The organism is Streptomyces sp. NPDC001532 (assembly GCF_040298625.1).
GTDB lineage: Bacteria > Actinomycetota > Actinomycetes > Streptomycetales > Streptomycetaceae > Streptomyces.
Map to the genome: position 1 here is coordinate 1 of NZ_JBEPAL010000041.1, position 18,397 is coordinate 18,397.

Below are 18,397 nucleotides of genomic sequence, written 5' to 3' on the forward strand. Positions count from 1 at the left end.
CGCACCGCCGCCTCCGCGGCCCGCCGGGCGGCGTGCTCGGCCCGCTCCCGGGCGCGCTGTTCCTCCCGGCGCCTGCGGGCCGCCGCCTGGGCCCGGCGCCGTTCCGCCTCGCGCCGGGCGTAGGCCGGATTGACGGTGACGGTGCTGTACTTCGGTGATCCGCTCATGCTTCCCTCCGCGCCTGGGTGTGCAGCACGAAGCCACGCGCCGCGAGTTGTTCCTCCAGGCCCTCCCGGAAGCCGGGGGTCGGTGGCACCCCGGCCCAGGAGAGCGATCCGTCGCCCTCCACGGACAGTTCGACGCCCGCGCCGGTGTCGGGCTGGTCCGCCAGCTCGGGGTGGCGGTCGGTGAGCGCGACGATGCGCTGGTTGGCCGAGCCGCGCCAGCGCAGATCGCCGTGGCGCGCGGCGATGTAGGGGCCGTCGACGAGCAGGTCGAGGCGCCGCAGCAGGGCGCGCCGGTCGGGGCCGCCCCGAAGCAGGGCCTCGTACCGGAATCCGGAGTACGCCATCGCGCTGAAGCCGGGCCGCCTCTCCCGGACGGCGTCGAGCAGCGCGGCCAGTGCCGCCGCCTGGCTGAAGGGTTCACCGCCGGAGAGGGTGACGCCGTCGATGCCGGGCAGGGCGCAGAGCCAGTCGGCGAGTTCGGTGACGGAGTGGGTGGTGCCGCCCTCGAACGGCAGGGTCTCCGCGGCGACGCAGCCCCGGCAGCGCAGGGGGCAGCCCTGCACCCAGACGACGGCGCGGGTGCCGGGGCCGAGCACGGTGCAGCGGTCGAGCCTCCTGGCCACCGAGACAAGGGTCGCTCGGGCTTGTGTCATCCGGCCTTCTCCTGCCCGTCGTCGGTGTCCCGGTCGGTGTCACGCTCGGTGGCCTCGTCGGCGCCGATATCGGTGCGGGCGTCGGTGCGGGCGTCGGTGCCGGCGTCGGCGTCTGCCTCGGCGTCGGTGCGGGCGTCGGTGCCGGTGCCGATGCCGGCGTCGGCGTCGGCGTCGGCGTCGGTGCTGTCGTCCGGGTCGTCGGCCGTGTTCCGCATGGCGCGGTGGGCGTGGGTGCCCGGCGGCCCGTGCGGTGCCGGACAGCTGTCCGTGCCCCGTTCGGCCAGGTCGCACCAGGGGCACCACGGCCGTTCCACGGTGTGCACATGGCAGGGGTTGGCCGCGCAGGTCCGCAGCCGCCCCGGCGCCGACTCCGCGGCCAGCGCCTCGGCCCAGGCCGCCGCGGTGGGCCGGGTGCCGCCGAACGCGGCCCGGAAGAGGGTGAGGAGCCGTCGCGGGAGCAGGTCGGCGGGCGGTGCGGAGCGGGGCAGCACCACCGATCCGCGGTCGAGCAGGCGGCACCGGCCGCGCAGCACGTTGTCGTCGTAGGAGAGGTAGTCGCCGCCGTCCGCGGGATGCCCGGCGAAGGGGTGCAGGCCGCACATCAGCACCTGGTGGACGAGGACGGCGAGCACGAAGTCGTCGGAGGCGTCGTCCGGTGCCGTGCCGGCGGGCGCGCCGATCCGCTCGGGGGCGGTGTGGCCGGGGGTGCCCATCCGGCCGGGGAAGCGTTCGGCGCCGTCCCGGAACTGCCAGGAATCGACGTCCGCGATACCGACGTCGCCGCGGGCGTCGACCCAGAGGTTGTCGGGTTTGAGGTCGCCCACGACATAGCCCTCGGCGTGCAGATCGGCGAGGAGCCGGGCCAGCGAGGCGGCGGCGGTGAGCGCGGTGGCCCAGGTCGCGCGGGGCGCGAGGACGCGGTGATCGGCCGGGGTCAGCAGGTGTGTGAACGGCTGGTGGGCGTGGCGCATGTCGGTCATGACGTAGCCGTCGACACCGTCGGCGCCGGGCCCGCCGGCCCGCACCCCGGCGAGCGGCCAGGCGATCCGCTCCGGTGTGCCGGTGAGCAGCCGGACGGTGCGGGGCTCGCGGCGCTGCCGGACCAGCCTGGCGATCCGGCGGCGGTAGGCGGCCGGGTCGGGCGGGTCGGGGACGAGCTTGGCCACCAGGGGCCGGGCGTCGTCGACGCCGTACACGACTCCTTCGGAGCCGCTGCCTATCCGCTGGGTGAGCCGCCATTCCCGGCCGCTCGCGGAGACCACCGTGAGGGCCACCGTCACCCGCCGTCCACCAGTGCGCACAGCACGGTCAGGTCGTCGCCGGTGCGGGCCGCCTCGGGTCCGGAGAGCAGGGCCCGCAGGGGTTCGGCGTCACCGCCGTTGGCGCGGAGCGTCGCGGCGAGTCCGCCGAAGAAGCGGTCGGACGGCAGCGGCCCGGCCTCGGGCGGGAGCCGGTGCACGCGGGGGTGGTCGAGGGTGAGGGCCGCGCAGCCGTCGGTGGCGAGGACGACTCCGCTGAGGTCCGGCTCCCACACCGCGAAGGTGCGGGTGCGCAGGGCGGCTCCGGGCGAGGAGAGGAAGACGGGTCCCGGTCCGCCGGGTGCGGGCGGTGGCAGCACCAGGTGGCAGCGCTCCGCGCGGTCGGCTGCCGCGCCGGTGGCGGCGGGTTCGCGGGTCAGCACCGTGCCGAAGCAGTCGCCGACCGAGACGAAGGCGGCCCACGGCGGCCGTACGGCGACCGCGGCGACGGTGGCGGCCAGCGCGCCGGTGTCCACCGGCCGGTCCGGCGCCGCCGCTGCCAGGACACCCTGGACGCACCGCAGGTGCTCCGCGACCAGCCGGGTGCCGGCGGCGGCGATCCACCGCGTCCAGGTCTCCGGCGGCTCCGAGGGGCCGGGTGTGTCCTCGGCGAGGACACGGCAGGCGGTGTCCACGGCGATGTGCGCGCCCAGCGCGCTGCGCTCGCGGCCACCCGCGCCGTCGGCGACGGCGAGCACCACCGTGTCGCCCAGGTCGGCGGCCTTGAAGGCGTCCTGGCACCCCTGCCCGGCGGCGAGGTGCCCGGTCCCCTGCACGGCGGCCCCGGCGACGATCACCGGACCCGGTCCTCGATCGCCTGGAGGCGCCGCCTGCGCTCCGCCAGGTTCGCCACCTGCTCGTAGATCTCGTCGGCGGCCTGCACCGCGCCGATCCGGTCGGAGCTGTGGAACATCAGCTCGAGGATCTGCCCGAAGTCCAGGCCCTCCAGCATCAGCGCGGACTTCGGTGCGAGGACCCGCAGCAGTTCCAGGTCGGCGCCGCGCACCCCGATCGCCTGGAGCACGCACTCGCCGCGCTCCTCGCCCCGGCGCACCCGCTCCGCCGTACCGGCCAGGGCGGTGGGGTCCATCGGCTGCCCGTGCGCGTCGCTCGGCGCGCCGTCCGTCAGGACCCACAGGAAGGGCCTGCGCACCTGTACGCGCTGCTGCTGGAGGGTGCGGTAGCGGGCCCGGGCCAGGTCCAGCGCGGTCTCGACGGCGTCCGTCATGCGGGTGAGCCCCGAGGCTTCGAGCCGGGGCGGGCGCATCCGGTCCACCGGCACGAACAGGCTGTCGCGCGGCGCCTGTTCGACGGGCACCAGCCGCTCGCGGGCGGGGTCGAAGACGCGCACCCGCGAGTCGAAGGTCATGAGGCAGACCTCCACCCGGGCCCGCAGCCTCGCCTCGTTCCGCACCTCGGCGAACCAGCGGGCGAGCGCCTCGGACAGTTCCACGATGCGAGGGCTGTCGGCCGGGCGGCCCATGGAGGCGGAGGTGTCGAGGATCAGGACCACGGGCTGCCGTTCGTCGTAGCCCCGCGCGAAGCCGAAGCCGAACTCACTCATCCCCGGACCACCCCGCCCTCGTCCCCGCCCGGTTCCGCCGCTTGCGCGACGAGCCGGCCGTGTGCCGCGTCGTGGCGCACGACGACCTCGGTGCCCGGGGGCAGACCCGGGGGGTCGGGGAGCATCCGCAGCAGCACCCCTTCGACCAGTACGTACGCGTCCGGAGCCGGCCAGGTGACGATCCGGCCCCGAGCTCCATGACCCCACACATCCATCCCGCCACTCATGCGCTCACGTTAGGTGACACCACGTCAACTGTCCGCGCGCCTGCGGAAATCAGGCGGCAGAAGGTCTCGGCGTGCTTCCGTGCGCCCCCCTACGCCTCCCTGCTCGCGCCGGGGCACTCTTCCATTGCACCGGATCACCCGGTCGGCCTCGGGTCACGGACGGGGCGGATTCCGGCCGGGAGGCGCTCCACGAGATCCGCCGCCGCGGCGCTGCGCACCACGAAGTGGACGTCCCAGCCCGCCCCGCGCGCCAGCTCCGCCTCGACGGCCGCCCACACGGCGGCGAGCGAGACGTGGTACGGCAGTCCGCCGCGACCGGAGCCGAGCAGCGGGAAGCACACCGAGCGCAGCGGCGGGGTGTGGTGGTCGTGCTCCTCGCCGAGCACGGCGAGGACTCGGGCGACGGCCCGGGTCACGTCGGCCGGCAGCACGTTGTAGTCGTTGGTGCCGGCACGGGGCACGGCGATCGCCGCGTGGTAGATCCGCCGTACGCCCTGCGCGGCGAGGGCGCCGGCTCCGGTGGCGGCGACGGTGCCGGGCAGCACCGCCCGCCCCGACGTGCCGTGCCGCGCCGCCCACCGGCGCAGCTCCTCGGCGAGCGGGTCCTCCATCACCTCGCCGGTCACACCGTGCACGGCGGCGGCCCGGCGCAGCGACGCGGCCACGGACCCCTTGTAGCGTTCGGGCAGCGCGAAGTAGACGTTGGCCGGCGAGACCACCACGTCCACGTCCCGCAGCAGGTCCACGGAGTGCAGATGGACGGTGAGCCGCACCGGCCGGCCGCCGGCCTGCGCCTCCACGACCCGGTGCGTGCCGGTCCGCCACGCGGCCGCGTCCGCGCCGGGAGGCGCCCCGTCGGTCTCGCCCGCCAGCCGGACGATGTGCTCGGCGAGCTGGCCGAGCACCATCACCTCGTGGTCCTTGCGGAAACGCTCGACGCTCACCCCGTACACCGAGGCCGCCCGGGAGCGCCGGGAGGACGCCGGCCAGTCCCGGGTGCCCTGCGCCAGGCCGAGGGTGTACTCGGCGGCGGTGCGCAGGGTGCCCGCGTCCAGCCGGGACGCGGCGAGCCGCAACAACGCCTCGACGGCCGCGCCGGGCGTGCGGGCGGCGGTCGCGGCCACCGTCCGCGCCGCCGACTCCAGCGCGGGCAGCGAACGCCCGTGCAGCCGGACCAGTCCCGCGCGCCGAACTTCCTTCAGTTCCAGCAGAAGTGACGCATAGTCAGGTAAAGACGTTGCCATGCGACCACCATGGCACCAGTCTTCTCAGGCGGACAAGCCGAATCCCCGGGCCCCGAGGCCTCACTGCCACACGGGTTCCGAGATCTCCGCGCGGAGCGGTTCGAGGATCTCGTTGGCGCGTTTCATGCCCTCCTGGGAGCCGAGGTCCGCGATCCCGGTGTCCGTCAGCACCTCCAGCGGTCCGCCGTCGCGGTCCTCGAAGCGGTCGTGGTAGAGCACCAGGGCGAGCCGGGACCGGTTGCGCCGGGACTCCCAGACCAGCCCCATGGCGTCCGGTGCCTGCGCGCGGATCTCGCTGGACCAGCGCCGCGCCCTGGCGTAGTTGCCCTCGTCCTCAAGGAGTGTGGCGTCCTGGCAGACGGCGGCCAGGTCCTGTCCCTCGATCAGGGAGACCAGGTGCAGGTCGTAGCGGGTGCGCAGGCCGCTGAGCGAGCGCTGCCAGACCGTGCGGTAGGGGATCCGCCGCATGCCGACGGGCCGTTCGAAGGGCCGGGAGCGCAGCACGCTCTCCGCGAGGGCCGTGAGCGGGTCGTCCGCCAGGTAGAGGCTGTGGTACGGATCGAGCACGGTGCCCTCGAAGCGGCCGCCGTCGAAGTGGATGTCCGACAGCTTCGGGTTGAACTGGTCCGGCGCGTACTTGGAGTGGTGCACCCGCCACAGTTCCGTGCCCGCCGGGATCACCTTGCGGTGCGGCCGCAGCTCCAGGTCGATCATGGGGAAGAAGCCGTTCATCATTCCCCCTCCGCCAGTGCGCCGGCCGCCCCGACCAGCCGGTGGTCGGGCAGCCGGCCGAGGAGCGACGCGGGTGTCCCGCCGAGCCAGGTGTTGCCGCTGAGCCACCAGGTCGCGGCGCCCCACGGGTCGATGTCGGCGAGCAGCAGCCGGTTGACGCGCAGCACCACCTGGTGCGGGCTGCCGGTGCCGGCCGGGAACTGGAACTCCGGGTAGCGGTCGCCGTCGTGGGGATCGGCGAGCCTGATCAGCTCGGCGGGCGGCGCGCCGCCGCAGCGGGCCCAGGTCTCGTCGGTCGTCAGAGCGGGTGCGCGCAGCAGCTGCTGCTGTCCGGCGTCGAGGGTGTACGCCGGTTCCGTCGGCGGCGGCGGAAGGGTCAGCCACGTCATCAGTTCTTGTGCGCCCGCCACCGTGGACGGCCCCGGCGGTGCCGCGACCAGCCGGATCGAGTCCAGCTCCTCACGCACCGGGTGGGCGAGCGGCAGCGGCAGCAGCGCCAGGCGCACGCCCTGGAGCGCCCTGCGGACCGCCCTGTCGTCGCCCGGCGCCGTGTCGGCGAGCGCCGCCAGCCGGGTGAGCAGCAGCGCGTGCTCCTCGTCGTCCAGCGCCTCGCGGATGCTGTCCCGGTGTTCGCCGATGAGACCGAGCAGCCGCTCCGCCGCGTCCGCGCCGTCGTCGTTCACGCCTTCCTCCCTTCAGTCGTGGCCCCGCCGGCCTCGGCGGTGGCCTGGCCGGCTTCTGTCCGGGGCCGGGCCGGGCCGGGGTGTCCCTGGTGGATGAACGGCGCCCACAGCGCGGTCCGTTCGAGCCCCGGCCGCCTCATCTGCCGCAGCAGTTCGCCGTGGAGCGAGCCGGGGTTCTCGCGCTCGGGGTCGAGCATCCACAGCTGCGCGGCCCGCAGCGCGTCGACCGGGCTGAGCCCGGTCACGGCGAGGTGGTGGTGGAACACGGCCATGAGCAGCGCCGACGCGCTGTCCGTGGCCGTCCACCGGGTGCCGACGACATCGCGCGCCCCGCCGGCGAGGAACGCGGTGGTGAGGGTCAGCGCCTCGTCGTGGTCACGGGTGCTGAGATCGGTCTCGCAGGCACTCAGCACGACCAATGGTCCGTCGGCCGCGGCGGAGGCGTCGGCCCTGGCGGCAGCGTCCGCCTTGGCGGCCCCGGCGGCAGCGTCGGCCCCGGCGGCCCCGGCGGTCCGGGCGGCAGCGTCGGCCCCGGCAGCAGCGTCCGCCCCGGCGGCAGCATCGGTCCGAGCGGCAGCATCGGCCCCGGCACCAACGTCCGCCCCGGCGGCAGCGGCCCGGGCGGCAGCATCGGCCCCGGCGGGTCGCTCCTCACGGTCGAGAAGTTGGGTCACCGTCAGTCTGCCGTCGTCAGCGAGATCCAGGCCCGAGGCGGTGGGTCGCGTCCCTTCCGATCCGTGGCAGGCCACATGGAGCAGCGAGGCCCCGTCGGCGAGGAAGCCGAGGATTTCCTCCGGTGTGCCCGCGGCCGGGTCCGCCCCGTCCGGGTCGTAGAACGCCCCGCTCAGCCGCGCCTTGGGGTAGTGGGCGTCACGCAGGGCCATGACCTCGATCTCGGCGTGCGTCATGGACATCCGCGGGTCGGCCACCAGCACGGGTGCCGCCGCCGGGTCGCGCGGCGCGCGTGCCACCGTACGGAGGAACTGGCCGCCGGAGGCCGCGTAGCTGATGACCGCCGTCTCGCAGAGATACGTGTACGGCGCCCCGGGCGGGAAGCGGGCGGCGTGCCAGGGGACGATGCCGAGGCGTCCGCAGGGCACCAGGACGACCCGGAGCGGCGGCCGGTCCTTGCCCACCGGCTGCCCTTCGGCCGTCAGGCGCTGCTCGATGTCGGCGAGGACCGGGCCGAGCACCTGGAAGGCCCAGTCGCACAGCTCGTCGAGCGCCCTCTCCCAGGTCTGCGCGGTCGCCGCGTCACGGGGCTGCCGCTGACGGGCCGTCATCGCGTCGAGGTAGCGCTCCAGCGGGGCGCTCTCCGTGCCGGACAGCGGAGGCCGCCCGCCCACCCCGACCCCGATCCCCGGACCCACCGCGATCGTCAGGCCGGGGTCCGCGTCCTCGCCGGGGACCAGGTAGACGAGGGCGTCGGCGCCGCTCGCCTCGACGCCGTCGGCGAGGTCGCTCAGCGTGGGCGTGCCGAGCAGGCCGCCCTCCCGACGGTAGCCGAGGGCGTCCAGGGCGCGGCGGCGCAGGGTGCTCGGCAGCATGCCGGGGACCTGCGGGCCGCGGTCGGACCCGGCGCCGTCGGACCCCGTGCTGCCGGACCCCGTGCCGTCGTTTCCGCCGCCGTCGGGCCACGCGCCCGGTGCCGGGCCGGCCGCCCGCCAGGCCTCGGCGAGGTCGGGGTGTCCGGAGCGTTCCAGGAGTTCGGGCACGGCCGCGGAGGCGGACGCCGCCTGGAGCACCAGGGCCCGGCCCAGTTCCAGGACGGCGACGGCGTCGTGGACGTTCCCGCGCCAGGCCGCCCATCTGGCGGCCTTCCCCGCGCGGCTCGCCCCGGAGCGGGCCGCCATCAGCCCGTGCTCGGCGCCGGTCTGCAGGAGGACGTCGGCGGCCAGGGTCGTCAGCGACTCCTTGACCGCCTCCAGGGCCGCGGTGTCCTCGCGGTCCTCCCGGACGAACGCGCGCGCCTGGTAGGCCTCGGCCAGGTTCCACAGCGCCTCGGCGGCGATCCGTGGCGCCCGTCCCTGCCGTACCCCGTCGCGCACCCGCTCCAGTTCGGCGATTGCGGGGTCGAGGAGGGCCGGGTCACGGGTCAGGTCGTAGCGCATGATCAGGTCCGCCGCGGAGGCGTGGAGGTCGGACGTCGAGGCGTCCGTGGGCGGCGGCACATGGTCGGGAACGTCCGCGGGCAGCTCGCCGGTGAGGCCGGCGCGGAGCAGGCCGAAGTCCGGGAGGTACGGCAGCGGGATCTCGTCGCCGTAGGGCAGGGGGCTGTTCCTCGCGCCCGCCATCCCCTTCTCCATAAGGGACACGGACCGCAGCAGGATCTCCTTCTCGCGGGTCAGGACGCCGAGCCGGCCGTAGGCCGCGCCCAGGACGCTGTCGGCCATGAAGCGGAAGGTGTGGTCCTCGGGGACGGTCTCGCTCATCGCCTCGGCCTCGTCCACCAGGCCTCGCAGCGCCTCGGTGTCCGCCGCCTCCCCGGCGGCCATCACCCGGGAGTACAGCGCCAGGGCACGGCCCAGCACGGCGGGGTCGCCGATCCCCGGGGGCATCGATCCGGCGATCTCCGCCATGTGACGGGTGATCGCGTCGGTGTGGGCGCGGCCCGCCGACCAGTCCTGGAAGGTGCCGCCGGCAGCGGGACTGATGTGGAGCAGCAGCGCCCGCAGGCTCTCCAGGGCGGAGGACGCGTCCGGTCCCGGCAGCGGCAGGCCCTGCGCGGAACGCAGCTTGCCGAGCAGGTCGTCGAGCGCCTGCGGGGCGCCGCTGCGCAGGACGTCGTCCAGCCCCAGGGTGGTGGCGTGGACGGCGTCCATGGCGGCGGCGAGGTTGCGCAGGTCGTCACGGGTGAGGGGCGGCGCCTGGGCCGCTTCCGGTTGCGGCTCGGGCTCTAGCTCCGGCTCCGGCTCGGGCCTTAGCTCCGGCTCGGGCTCCGGCTCCGGCTCCGGCTCGGGCCTTAGCTCCGGCTCCGGCTCCGGCTCCGGCTCCGGCTCCGGCTCCGGCTCCGGCTCCGGCCTGAGCTTTGGTTTCGGCTCCGGCCTGAGCTTCGGTTTCGGCTCCGGCTTGTGTTCCGGTTCCGGTGTGGGCGCCGCGGTGGCCCGCTGGTGACCGGTGGCCCCGGCCGTCCCGAGGAACTGCTCCAGCCGCTCCCGCGTCTGGTCCGCGAACGGGGACCCGCCGGGCGCCATGCTCATCAGCAGATCGGTGAAACCGGGCCCCGCCGGAGCCGACATGAACGCCAGCACCTGCCGCAACTGCCCCACGAACTCCGGCGGAAGGGGCAGCTCCACCGCCTCCGCCAGGAGCTGGGGGAACTCCGCCGTCAGGGCTGCCGGCCCGGCCGGCCCCACCCGCGCGCACCAGTCGAGGTAGGCGGAGAGATCGGGTGGCGCTCCAGGGGCGCCCTGCTGCGGCGGGACGGGCGAGAGGAGGGCCACCAGGAACAGCGCGGCCCAGCGGCGGTCCTCCTGGGTCACCGAGGCGCCCAGCGGGGTACCGCGGTCCCGGGCCTCCCGCAGCATGCGCTCGGCCCGCTCCCGGTCCGCGGGCGTCCCGCCCCCGGCGAGGTGCCGCGCGGCCAGCGCCGCCCCGAGCCAGAGGCCCACCGAGGCGCGCAGCTCCTCGTCGTGGTCCACCAGCCGTGCGAGCTGGTCGAGTTCCGTGACGGAAGCGTCGTAGGGCCGGGCGGACACCGCCGCGGACGCGCCCAGCGCGGGGATCAGCCGCTTCACCCGCTCCGCGGCGTCCGCCGCCCAGACGCGCAGGCCCTGGACACCGCCGCTCTCCTCCTGGCTCACCGGCATCCCGCCTCTCCGCGACCGACCGCCCATGAAGGCACCTCACTATGCCGAGCCGCCGGGTGGGCGGGGGCGGATTCCACCGGTTCTCCCGCTCAACGCCCCGAATCCGCCCGGGCCGCACCCAGATCGGCCCGCATCTGCCGCCGCATCTCCCGCAGCCGCTCCCACAGCGCGTCGATGCCCCGCTCCACGGCGGCGGGCGACTCCCCGGGCCTGGCCGTGCCGTCGTCCAGCCGCCGGACCATGCCGTACAGCGCGCCCAGGTCGTGGCTGACGGTGGCGGCCGGTCCCAGGACCCGCTCGGGCAGCCGCATCTGGGCCTCCGCGTACACCTCCCGGTGCTGGTCGCGGGCCGCGGTGAGCCGCTGCCGCACGGACGGCAGATCCGTCTCGCGGTCCAGTGCGTGCAACTGGTCGGTGAGGGCGGCCAGATAGTGCCGGGCCACGGTGTTGAGCGCCACGTAGCAGGCGCGCAGCTCCAGTGCCTCACTGCGCCGCTCCCACAGCTCCTCGGCCCTCTCCTGCTCGCGCTGCCGACTGCGGTCCGCCGCCCGCTGGGTCAGCAGCGCGGACAGCAGCGTCCCGACCACTCCGACGACCGCCGCCACGGTCGCGGTCCCCAAACCGACGTCCACCGGGCCCCCATCCCTCGTGCCGCTCGGACCAGCGAAGCAGCCGGCCCGCACCGCGTGAACCGCCCGGCCGGACGTCGCCCCGTGTTCGCCCGGTGTTCGCCCTGCCTGCGACCGACCGACCGGGCGTCGCCGGTGTCCGGGCGGCCGTCGGGCGAGTTCCGGTTGTCCGGCGGGTGGTTGGCGCCGAACGTGCGCGGGCCGCGGGTGCGCCGCAGCATCATGGGGCCACGGGAGCGACCGGGGCGCTCCACCGCGGCGGGCGAGGCGTGGAGGCAGTGTGAGCGACGAGGAGAGCGGCGGCGTACGGGGGCTGCGGGCGTGGGCCGCCGAGGCGACGGCGCGGGCCGACGAGGTGGTCCGGCGCGTGAGCCAGGAGCCGCTGACGGCCGAGGACTTCGACGGCCCGGTCGCGGAACTGCGCCGGCTGCGCGGGCTTCTGGACCACGACGTGGCGACGCTCGGCAGGGTCACGCTCAGCCTCGGAGCGCTGCTCGCCATGCGGCATGTGTCGGGGCAGGGCGAGCCCGGGGACCGGGCGGAGGCCGGGCGCCTGCTGGAGGAGGTCCGGGACCCCACGGCCCCGGCCGGTACGGCGGTGACCGAGGAGGGCCGGCGGTGGGCGGCGCTGTTCCTGCTGACGCTGACCGGCCACGCGGTGCCGGGCGCCCGGGGATCGGCGCCGGACTTCTGGCCCGTGTTCGACGGGTCGATGCGCACCCTGCCGGTCGATGTGAACGCCGAGGCGGCGAAGGCCGCCGCGCTGGCCGCCGAGGTGCGGGAGCTGTCGGTGCCGCCGGAGGACCAGGAGCGGCTGCGTCAGATGCACGACGTGCTGTCCTACGCCTCGCGGACCGACTTCTCCGATCCCGCGACGCTGGTGAGCATGCTGCCCGCGGACTTCCCGTTCACCGATCAGCTGCGGATGCTGATGAACGTCCTCACCACCCTGCCGGACGCACCGGCGCCGGCGCCCCACGGCGAGGGCGGGGACGACGGCGGGGACGGCGGCGGTGAGGGCGGCGGGGACGGTGGGAAGGCCGGCGGTGAGGGCGGCGGTGAGGGTGAGGGCAGCGGCGCTGGTCAGGCGCGGGTCCCCGACGCCGACCACACCGTCACCGGCGCGTGGCTCGCCGGGCTGCTCGGCACCGCGGAGGCCCTGAAGAGCGGGGACCCCGAGGCCGTCGGCCGGCTGCTCCAGCGGCTCGCCGGTGACCTCGACCGGCTGCCGGACGGGCATGGCAGGGCTCCGGAGATCGAGCAGGTGATGCGTCTGGTGATGCAGACGAGCGAGCCGCTGGGCGGCAGCCGCAGCGACGGGGACGTCGCCCGCGACCAGTGGAAGGCGGTCAGCGAGCACTACGGGCGACTGGCCGCCGACGATCCCGCCGCCGCCCGACTGACCCTGGCCCTGCGGGTGATGAACCTGCTCAACCGCATCCAGGCGGCGGAGGAAGGCGAGCACCGGGAGGAGTTGCCGGCGCTCTTGGCCGAACTGGAGGCACTGGAGCGGTCCGTGCCCGAGGAGCACCCGTTCCGCTCGCTGGTGGTACTGGCCTACGGCAACGCGCTCGCCCAGCACGGCCACCACACCCGGGACAGGGAGACGACCGAGCGGGGCCTGGCCCTCCAGCAGCAGGCCCTGGCCTCCCCGACGATCCGCGAACTCGGGCTGCCCGCCGCCCTGCTCACCTCGGCCGAGGAGGCGCTCCAGGCGGTCCGGGCGGTCCTGGGCGAGAGCGTCGACCTGATGCCCGCGCCCACCCCGCTGCCGCCGGACGCCTCCACGGAGACCCGCTATCTCGCCGGGCTCTCGGCGACCCTGCGGCACTCCATGAGCCACGACCCCGCCGACCTGGACTTCGCCATCGACGCGCTGGAGCAGGTCCGCGAGCGGGTCCGGCAGGGCCGCTCGCCGCAGCTCGCGGCGCGCGCCCTGTGGCAGCTCGCGGAGAATCACCGCGTCCGGCTGCGCCGCACCGAGGACGAGGCGGACCGGCGAGCGGCCACGGACGCGGCGCTGGAGTCGTTGCAGGCGCTCGCCGGTGACGTCGTCCTCCAGACCGGGCCCGACCACGGTCTGCTGGCCGCCCGGTCCGGTGCCGACCGTGGCGTGCGGGCCGCCGTCTGGGCCGCTTCGCAGGGCCGGGTCGAGGCGGCCGTGGCGGCGCTGGAACTGGGCCGGGCGCTGGTGTTGCGGGCGGCGGCCACCTCGCGGGCCGTGCCCGAGCTGCTGGAGGCGCGCGGCCACCACGAGCTCGCCGAGGCGTGGCGCGCGGCGGGCGGCACGCCGCAGCCGCGCTCGGACGCGCCGCCCCGCGAACTGCCCGGCTCGCTGCGCCGCCGCGCGCTGGCGGCCCTGGGGCACCGGGATCCGAACGGAGTGCTGTTCCGCACCCCGACGGTCGGCGAACTCAAGGCCGGTGTCGCCCGGGGCGGCGCGGACGCGCTGGTGTACCTCCTTCCCGGCGAGGGCGACACGCCCGGCACGGCCATCGTGGTGGGGCCGGACGTCGGCACCGGCGTACGGGCCCTGCCGCTGCTGTCCGAGGAGCGGAGCGGTCCGCTGGAGCGGTACGTCGACGCGACGGCCGCGCATCAGCGGCGGCCCTCGGACACCGCTGCCGCGCAGGCCTGGGAGGAGGCGCTGGCCGAGCTGTGCGACTGGGCGACGGAGGCGGTGATCGGCCCGGTGATGACCGGCGTCGCGCAGCGGCTCGCCGCCGACGGGAACCGGCGCCGGGACCGTACCGGACCGCCCAGGATCGTGCTGGTGCCCTGTGGCCGGCTGGGCATCGTGCCGTGGCACGCGGCCCGGCTGCCGGCCGGGGCGCCGCACGACTACGTCTGCCAGGCGATGGTGATCAGCTACGCCGCGTCCGGCCGTCAGTTCCTCGGCACCGTCCGCCGCGGCCGGCGGGCCCCGGACACCGCGCCCGTCCTGGTGGCCGACCCCACCATCAGCCTGTCGTTCGCCGAGCTGGAGGTGGCCGCCCTCCAGCAGTCGCTGTACCCGCGCGCACGGCTGTACGGCGAGTTCTACGAACCCCCGGCCGAGCCGGCGGGCGAGGGCACTCCCGACGACCTGCTCGACGCGCTCGCCGGGGCACCGTCCCTGCTCCACCTGGCCTGTCACGGCTCGGCCGGCACCAGCCCGACGGAGTCCGCGCTGCGGCTGGCGTCCCCGACGGCGGCGGAGGGCGCGGACGCGGCGGAGCCGGACCCCGCTCTGCTGACCGTCACCCGGTTGCTGAGCCGTCCGCCGGCCGGACAGGACGCCGACGACGGGCCGCTGGTCGTGCTCAGCGCCTGTCAGACGGATCTCACCCGGCGCGACCACGACGAGGCGCTGACGCTGACGACGGCGTTCGTGGCGAGCGGCGCCCGGGACGTGGTCGGGTCGCGCTGGACCACGCGTGACTCCGCGTCGGCACTGATGATGGCGGTGTTCCACCACTACCTGGCCGTGGACGGGCTCAGTCCCGTCGACGCGCTCAGGGCCGCCCAGTTGTGGATGCTGGACCCGGACCGGAAGAACCCGGGCTCACTGCGCGGCCGTCTCCTCGACGAGCTGGCCAAGGGCCCTCGGCTGGACCGCCTCGCGTCGTGGGCGGCCTTCATCCACCAGGGTCATCCGGGGCCGTCCGGGACGTGACCGGCGCCGTGCGTCACTCGGCGGGGCTGGTGACCCAGCGCAGGACAGCGGTGGTCACCGTCTCGCCGAGGGAGCTGATCGCGTCCACGGCGTGCTGGTCGCCGGGGAGCGGGGCGATGCCGCGGATGGTGAGGGCGGCGTGCAGGTCGAGGCGGCGGCGGTCGGCGGGGCTGAGGGGGATGTCCAGCCGGGTCGCCGGGTTCGGCGGCGGCAGCAGATAGTCGCCGCCGGTGCCTTCGTCGGGGGTGGTGGAGCCGTACGGGTCGCAGACGGGCCAGGCGTCCATGGCCGGGGCGATCGTGTCGCTGTAGGGGTGCACGGCGAGCTCCCTCGTTCGGGGTGGTCTGTCTGTCCGTTGAAGTCGCCAAGCCGTCCGTCGCGGTTGCGGTGCGGCGCGACGGTCCCCCGGATGCCGCAATAAGTCGGGCTACCCGCCTATCGGACCCCGGAGGCGGCCCGGCCCGGCGGCTATCTCTTGTGGACGGGCGTGAGGACGGCGAGGGTGCCGTTCGCCTCGCGCAGGGCGAGCTCCAGGACGGCCGGGGTGTGCAGGGCGCCCGTCCCGTCGGGCGGCACGATCCACTCCAGGCCCGCGACGGCCCGGCAGGGCGGGGGCACGGCCACCCAGCAGCCCCGGCCCGCGTGGCGGACGCCGTCGCCGACCCACTCGCTCTCCGGATCGGGCGGCAGGAAGAAGCCGACGCGGCGGGCCGCGCAGTCCACCAGCGTGGGACCGGGGACGTCCAGCGGGTCACGCCACAGTAAGTCCAGTGCCAGCAGGCCGAGATGCTGCGGAACGCTGAGCACGTCCCAGAAGCGGCCCGCCTCCAGCAGCACGGTTCCCGCCCCGTCGTCCCACTCCCGCTTGCAGGCGCGGGGGTCGGTGGCGGCGGCGGCGAGCCACTCGACCCCTTGCTTCCAGGTTGTGCTCGGCATGTTCCGTCCCCGCGTCGTTCTCGGCCTGTGTGAACGGGTCCGCGCGCGGCGGAACGGAGTCACGGCCCCAGCCATGCCCCGCGCCGTCCGCGCGCCAACCCGGCATATGCATGGTGGTGGATATTTCTATCCGCCGAGAAGGGTGGCGTGCCGTGGCGTTTCCGCCGACCACCGTGCGACACGCGGCCGTTGAGCCCCGGGGTGCCACAACGGCCCAGGTCGGCACGGGTCCGGCGTGAGCCGCCACCCACGGCGCCGCCACCACCGCCCCGAACGGCACCCAACGGCACCCAACGGCACCGATCAGCACCGATCGGCGCCGGTCAGCACCAGTCGGCAACGATCGGCGTCGATCAGTACCGGGAGACGCCGACCGCGGGGACGCCACACCCTCGCTCCCCGCACCTCGACCACCGCAGCACCGAAGGCCCGCAGCACCACAGCACCGCGCGAGAACCCGCGCACGCGACCCGCGCATGCGGCGGCGGCCGAGACGACCGTCCGCGACCGGCACACACCACCCGCCCACCGCCGCCCGCCCCACCGCAGCCCGCCCCCGCGCTCACCCCAGCCGCGCGACCCGCCCGCCTACCACCCGGGCCCCACCCCGCGCACCACCCCGGCGGCACCCGCCGAAGCCCCCACCGCCGCCCTCGTCCGCACCGACGACGGCCCGCGCTCCGACACCGCTCCCCCGGACACCGCTCCCCCGGTCTCCACCTCCGCCATCAACTGCCGCAGCGCGGCGCGGATCTCGGGCGCCGCCGGTTCGGTGTGCGGGCCGCCCAGGGCGCGGTGGGCCCGGTTCCAGGCACGGGCGTTCCGGCCGGTGCGGTGGTCGACGTAGGCGCGGGCGTAGCGGGCCAGGAGACAGGCCCAGGTGTCGTCGCGGACGCCCGGTTCGGTCAGGGCGCGCCGGGCGTCGCGCCGGGCGGCGTCGGGGGCGAAGCCGGCCTGGGCGACGGCCGCGGCGGCACGGCTGACGGCCGGGGACGGGCCGCCCGGGGCGTGCGGCGGGATGGTGTCGGCGGCCTCCCGGAAGTGCGCGGCGGCGGCCGGGGCGTCGCGGGCCAGCAGGCCGTGCACATGGGCGATCCGGCCGAGGGTGGCGTCGTCGCCGGCCAGCACGGCGGCGGGCCAGGCGCGCGCCAGCAGGGTGCGCGCCGCCCGGGGGTCGGCGGCCGCGCTGAGCCAGGCCGCCAGCCACAGCCCGCGCACCACGGCGGGGCTGTCGGCGTCGCAGCGGGGCAGCAGCCGGGTGAGGTGCTGTCGGCCCTCTTCGGCCCGGTCGTGCACCGCCCACCAGAACCACAGGGCGACGACGGTCTCCAGGGCGTCCTCGGCGTGTTCGGGGTGGGCGAGGGCGTACCGCACCATGGGGTGGATCTCGGCGTGTTCGTCGCGGACGAGCTGGACTGCCTGGCGCTGGCTGCCCTGGTTCCACAGGTTCTCGGCGACGGCGGCCGTCCGTCGGCAGTGCACGAGGTGCCGTTCGGCCGCGACCGCCGACTCGCCCGCCGCGCGCAGCCGTTCGGCGCCGAACTCGCGCGCGGCCCGGCGCATCCGGTAGCGGGGCTGGAGCGCCCCGCCGGGGGTGCCCACCGGTTCCAGGACACCGGCCGCGGTGAGCTGGACCAGGCAGGCGGCGACCCGGTCCGGTGCCACGCCCGCGCCGCCGCACAGGAACACCGCGGTGGACTCGGCGAAGGAGCCGGTGAAGACACTGGCCCGGCCCCAGACGATCCGTACGTCCCGGTCGCAGAGCACATAGCCGGCGGCGATCGCCTCGCGCAGTGAGCGGTGCCTGCGCAGGCTCGGGTGCGGGCTGCTCAGCCAGCCCTGGTGGCGTTCCAGGAGTCCGGCGAGTTCACCGACGGGGTGCCGGGAGGTCTGGGCGGCGGCCAGTTCGATCGCCAGCGGCACTCCTTCCACCAGCCGGCAGACCTCCGCCGCCGCCCGCAGCTGGTCGTCCCCGGCGCGGAACTCTCCCGCCGCGCGGGCGCGTTCGACGAACAGCCGTACCGCCGGGGCCGGTTCGCCGTCGGCCGCCTCCCAGCTCAGCGGGGCGAGCCGCAGCACCTGTTCGTCGCCGAGCCCGAGGACGCGGCGGGCGGTCACCAGCACCCGCAGATCCGGGACGGCCATCAGCAGCCGCTGGACGAGGCCCACGCACTCGGCGTGCACGGGGTCCGCGTCGTCCAGGAACAGCAGTACGGGGGCGGAGCGCAGCCCGCGCATCAGGGTGATCGCGTCGGTGTCCGCGGCCGGCCGGCCCGGGCCGGCCACCGCCCGGCCGAGCGCCGCGCCGAGCGCTCCGGGCGCGCCCTGTCCGCTGCCCTGCCAGCGCACCCTGACCGCGCGCCGCCACGGCACGCCGTGTCGCGCCGCCGCGGCCTCGGCGGCCAGGCGGCTCTTGCCGACGCCGGCCGTGCCGGTGACCGTCACCAGCCGGTGCCCGGCCAGGTAGCCGCGCAGGAGGTCCGCCTCCCGCTCCCGGCCGACCAGCGCGTCCGATTCCCAGCTTCCCGCTTCCCAGCTCCCCGGTTCCCGGTTCTCCGGTTCCGGGTCCTCCGACGCGGAGGGGGACCCGGTACTGCGCACACTTGTCCACACTTGCCTCGACTCCCCGTGCCGTTCGCCACGTGACCGTCCGCCGACGCCGCCGTCCGGAGCCGGCACCTGCCGGTGCAGAACCGTCACTGCAACGGCGTCATGGCAACCCCAACGCCACCTCGCCTCCGGGGTGGCGCCGACGCGCCGGGGATCACCTCAGGCGACGAAGCCTCGAACGCCCACGCGT

The 18,397-nt window shown here is 75.9% G+C and carries 14 protein-coding genes; 1 reads left to right on the forward strand and 13 read right to left on the reverse strand.

Translation table 11 applies throughout. The annotated features are described in order from the left end of the window. Positions 1-163: 163 nt before the first annotated feature. The 10 genes from ABT232_RS29805 to ABT232_RS29850 all read right to left on the reverse strand — a co-directional run bounded on the left by ABT232_RS29805 (position 164) and on the right by ABT232_RS29850 (position 10,997). Complete coding sequence (locus tag ABT232_RS29805; RefSeq protein ID WP_351845484.1) at positions 164-820, reverse strand: 4Fe-4S single cluster domain-containing protein; 657 nt, start codon at positions 818-820, stop codon at positions 164-166. Next, positions 817-2,100: a protein kinase domain-containing protein gene (locus ABT232_RS29810; RefSeq protein WP_351845486.1), complete on the reverse strand. Its 1,284-nt coding sequence runs from the start codon at positions 2,098-2,100 to the stop codon at positions 817-819. The genes ABT232_RS29805 and ABT232_RS29810 overlap by 4 nt, the downstream gene beginning before the upstream one ends. Next, the gene (locus tag ABT232_RS29815; RefSeq protein ID WP_351845488.1) at positions 2,097-2,915 is read right to left on the reverse strand and encodes a protein phosphatase 2C domain-containing protein; all 819 of its coding nucleotides are present in this window, start codon (positions 2,913-2,915) and stop codon (positions 2,097-2,099) included. Before ABT232_RS29815 ends, ABT232_RS29810 begins: the two co-directional genes overlap by 4 nt. Then, on the reverse strand, positions 2,912-3,682 hold the full coding sequence (locus ABT232_RS29820) for a vWA domain-containing protein (RefSeq protein ID WP_351845490.1): 771 nt from the start codon (positions 3,680-3,682) through the stop codon (positions 2,912-2,914). The genes ABT232_RS29815 and ABT232_RS29820 overlap by 4 nt, the downstream gene beginning before the upstream one ends. Then, positions 3,679-3,909, reverse strand: a complete 231-nt coding sequence (locus ABT232_RS29825) for a hypothetical protein (protein WP_351845492.1) — start codon at positions 3,907-3,909, stop codon at positions 3,679-3,681. The genes ABT232_RS29820 and ABT232_RS29825 overlap by 4 nt, the downstream gene beginning before the upstream one ends. A 134-nt stretch (positions 3,910-4,043) precedes the next feature. Further along, on the reverse strand, positions 4,044-5,153 hold the full coding sequence (locus ABT232_RS29830; RefSeq protein WP_351845494.1) for a macro domain-containing protein: 1,110 nt from the start codon (positions 5,151-5,153) through the stop codon (positions 4,044-4,046). Positions 5,154-5,213: 60 nt separating this feature from the next. Further along, positions 5,214-5,888, reverse strand: coding sequence for an RES family NAD+ phosphorylase (locus ABT232_RS29835; RefSeq protein ID WP_450872015.1), 675 nt, complete (start codon positions 5,886-5,888; stop codon positions 5,214-5,216). Next, positions 5,885-6,568, reverse strand: a complete 684-nt coding sequence (locus ABT232_RS29840; protein WP_351845496.1) for a hypothetical protein — start codon at positions 6,566-6,568, stop codon at positions 5,885-5,887. The genes ABT232_RS29835 and ABT232_RS29840 overlap by 4 nt, the downstream gene beginning before the upstream one ends. Further along, entirely contained in the window at positions 6,565-10,377 is a 3,813-nt protein-coding gene (locus ABT232_RS29845) for a CHAT domain-containing protein (RefSeq protein WP_351845498.1), read from the reverse strand. The genes ABT232_RS29840 and ABT232_RS29845 overlap by 4 nt, the downstream gene beginning before the upstream one ends. Before the next feature lie 89 nt (positions 10,378-10,466). Continuing rightward, on the reverse strand, positions 10,467-10,997 hold the full coding sequence (locus ABT232_RS29850) for a hypothetical protein (protein WP_351845499.1): 531 nt from the start codon (positions 10,995-10,997) through the stop codon (positions 10,467-10,469). A gap of 289 nt (positions 10,998-11,286) precedes the next feature. Here ABT232_RS29850 and ABT232_RS29855 point away from each other — a divergent pair, with 289 nt between their 5' ends. Continuing rightward, the gene (locus ABT232_RS29855) at positions 11,287-14,661 is read left to right on the forward strand and encodes a CHAT domain-containing protein (RefSeq protein WP_351845501.1); all 3,375 of its coding nucleotides are present in this window, start codon (positions 11,287-11,289) and stop codon (positions 14,659-14,661) included. Between the two features lie 13 nt (positions 14,662-14,674). On the opposite strand, the gene ABT232_RS29860 is transcribed toward ABT232_RS29855, so the two are convergent. The 3 genes from ABT232_RS29860 to ABT232_RS29870 all read right to left on the reverse strand — a co-directional run bounded on the left by ABT232_RS29860 (position 14,675) and on the right by ABT232_RS29870 (position 18,198). After that, the gene (locus ABT232_RS29860) at positions 14,675-14,980 is read right to left on the reverse strand and encodes a hypothetical protein (RefSeq protein WP_351845503.1); all 306 of its coding nucleotides are present in this window, start codon (positions 14,978-14,980) and stop codon (positions 14,675-14,677) included. Between the two features lie 149 nt (positions 14,981-15,129). Continuing rightward, positions 15,130-15,597 carry a hypothetical protein gene (locus ABT232_RS29865; RefSeq protein ID WP_351845505.1) on the reverse strand — a complete coding sequence of 156 codons (468 nt, stop codon included), beginning with the start codon at positions 15,595-15,597 and terminating at the stop codon, positions 15,130-15,132. Positions 15,598-16,185: 588 nt separating this feature from the next. Next, positions 16,186-18,198, reverse strand: a complete 2,013-nt coding sequence (locus tag ABT232_RS29870; protein ID WP_351845507.1) for an ATP-binding protein — start codon at positions 18,196-18,198, stop codon at positions 16,186-16,188. Positions 18,199-18,397: the final 199 nt, after the last annotated feature.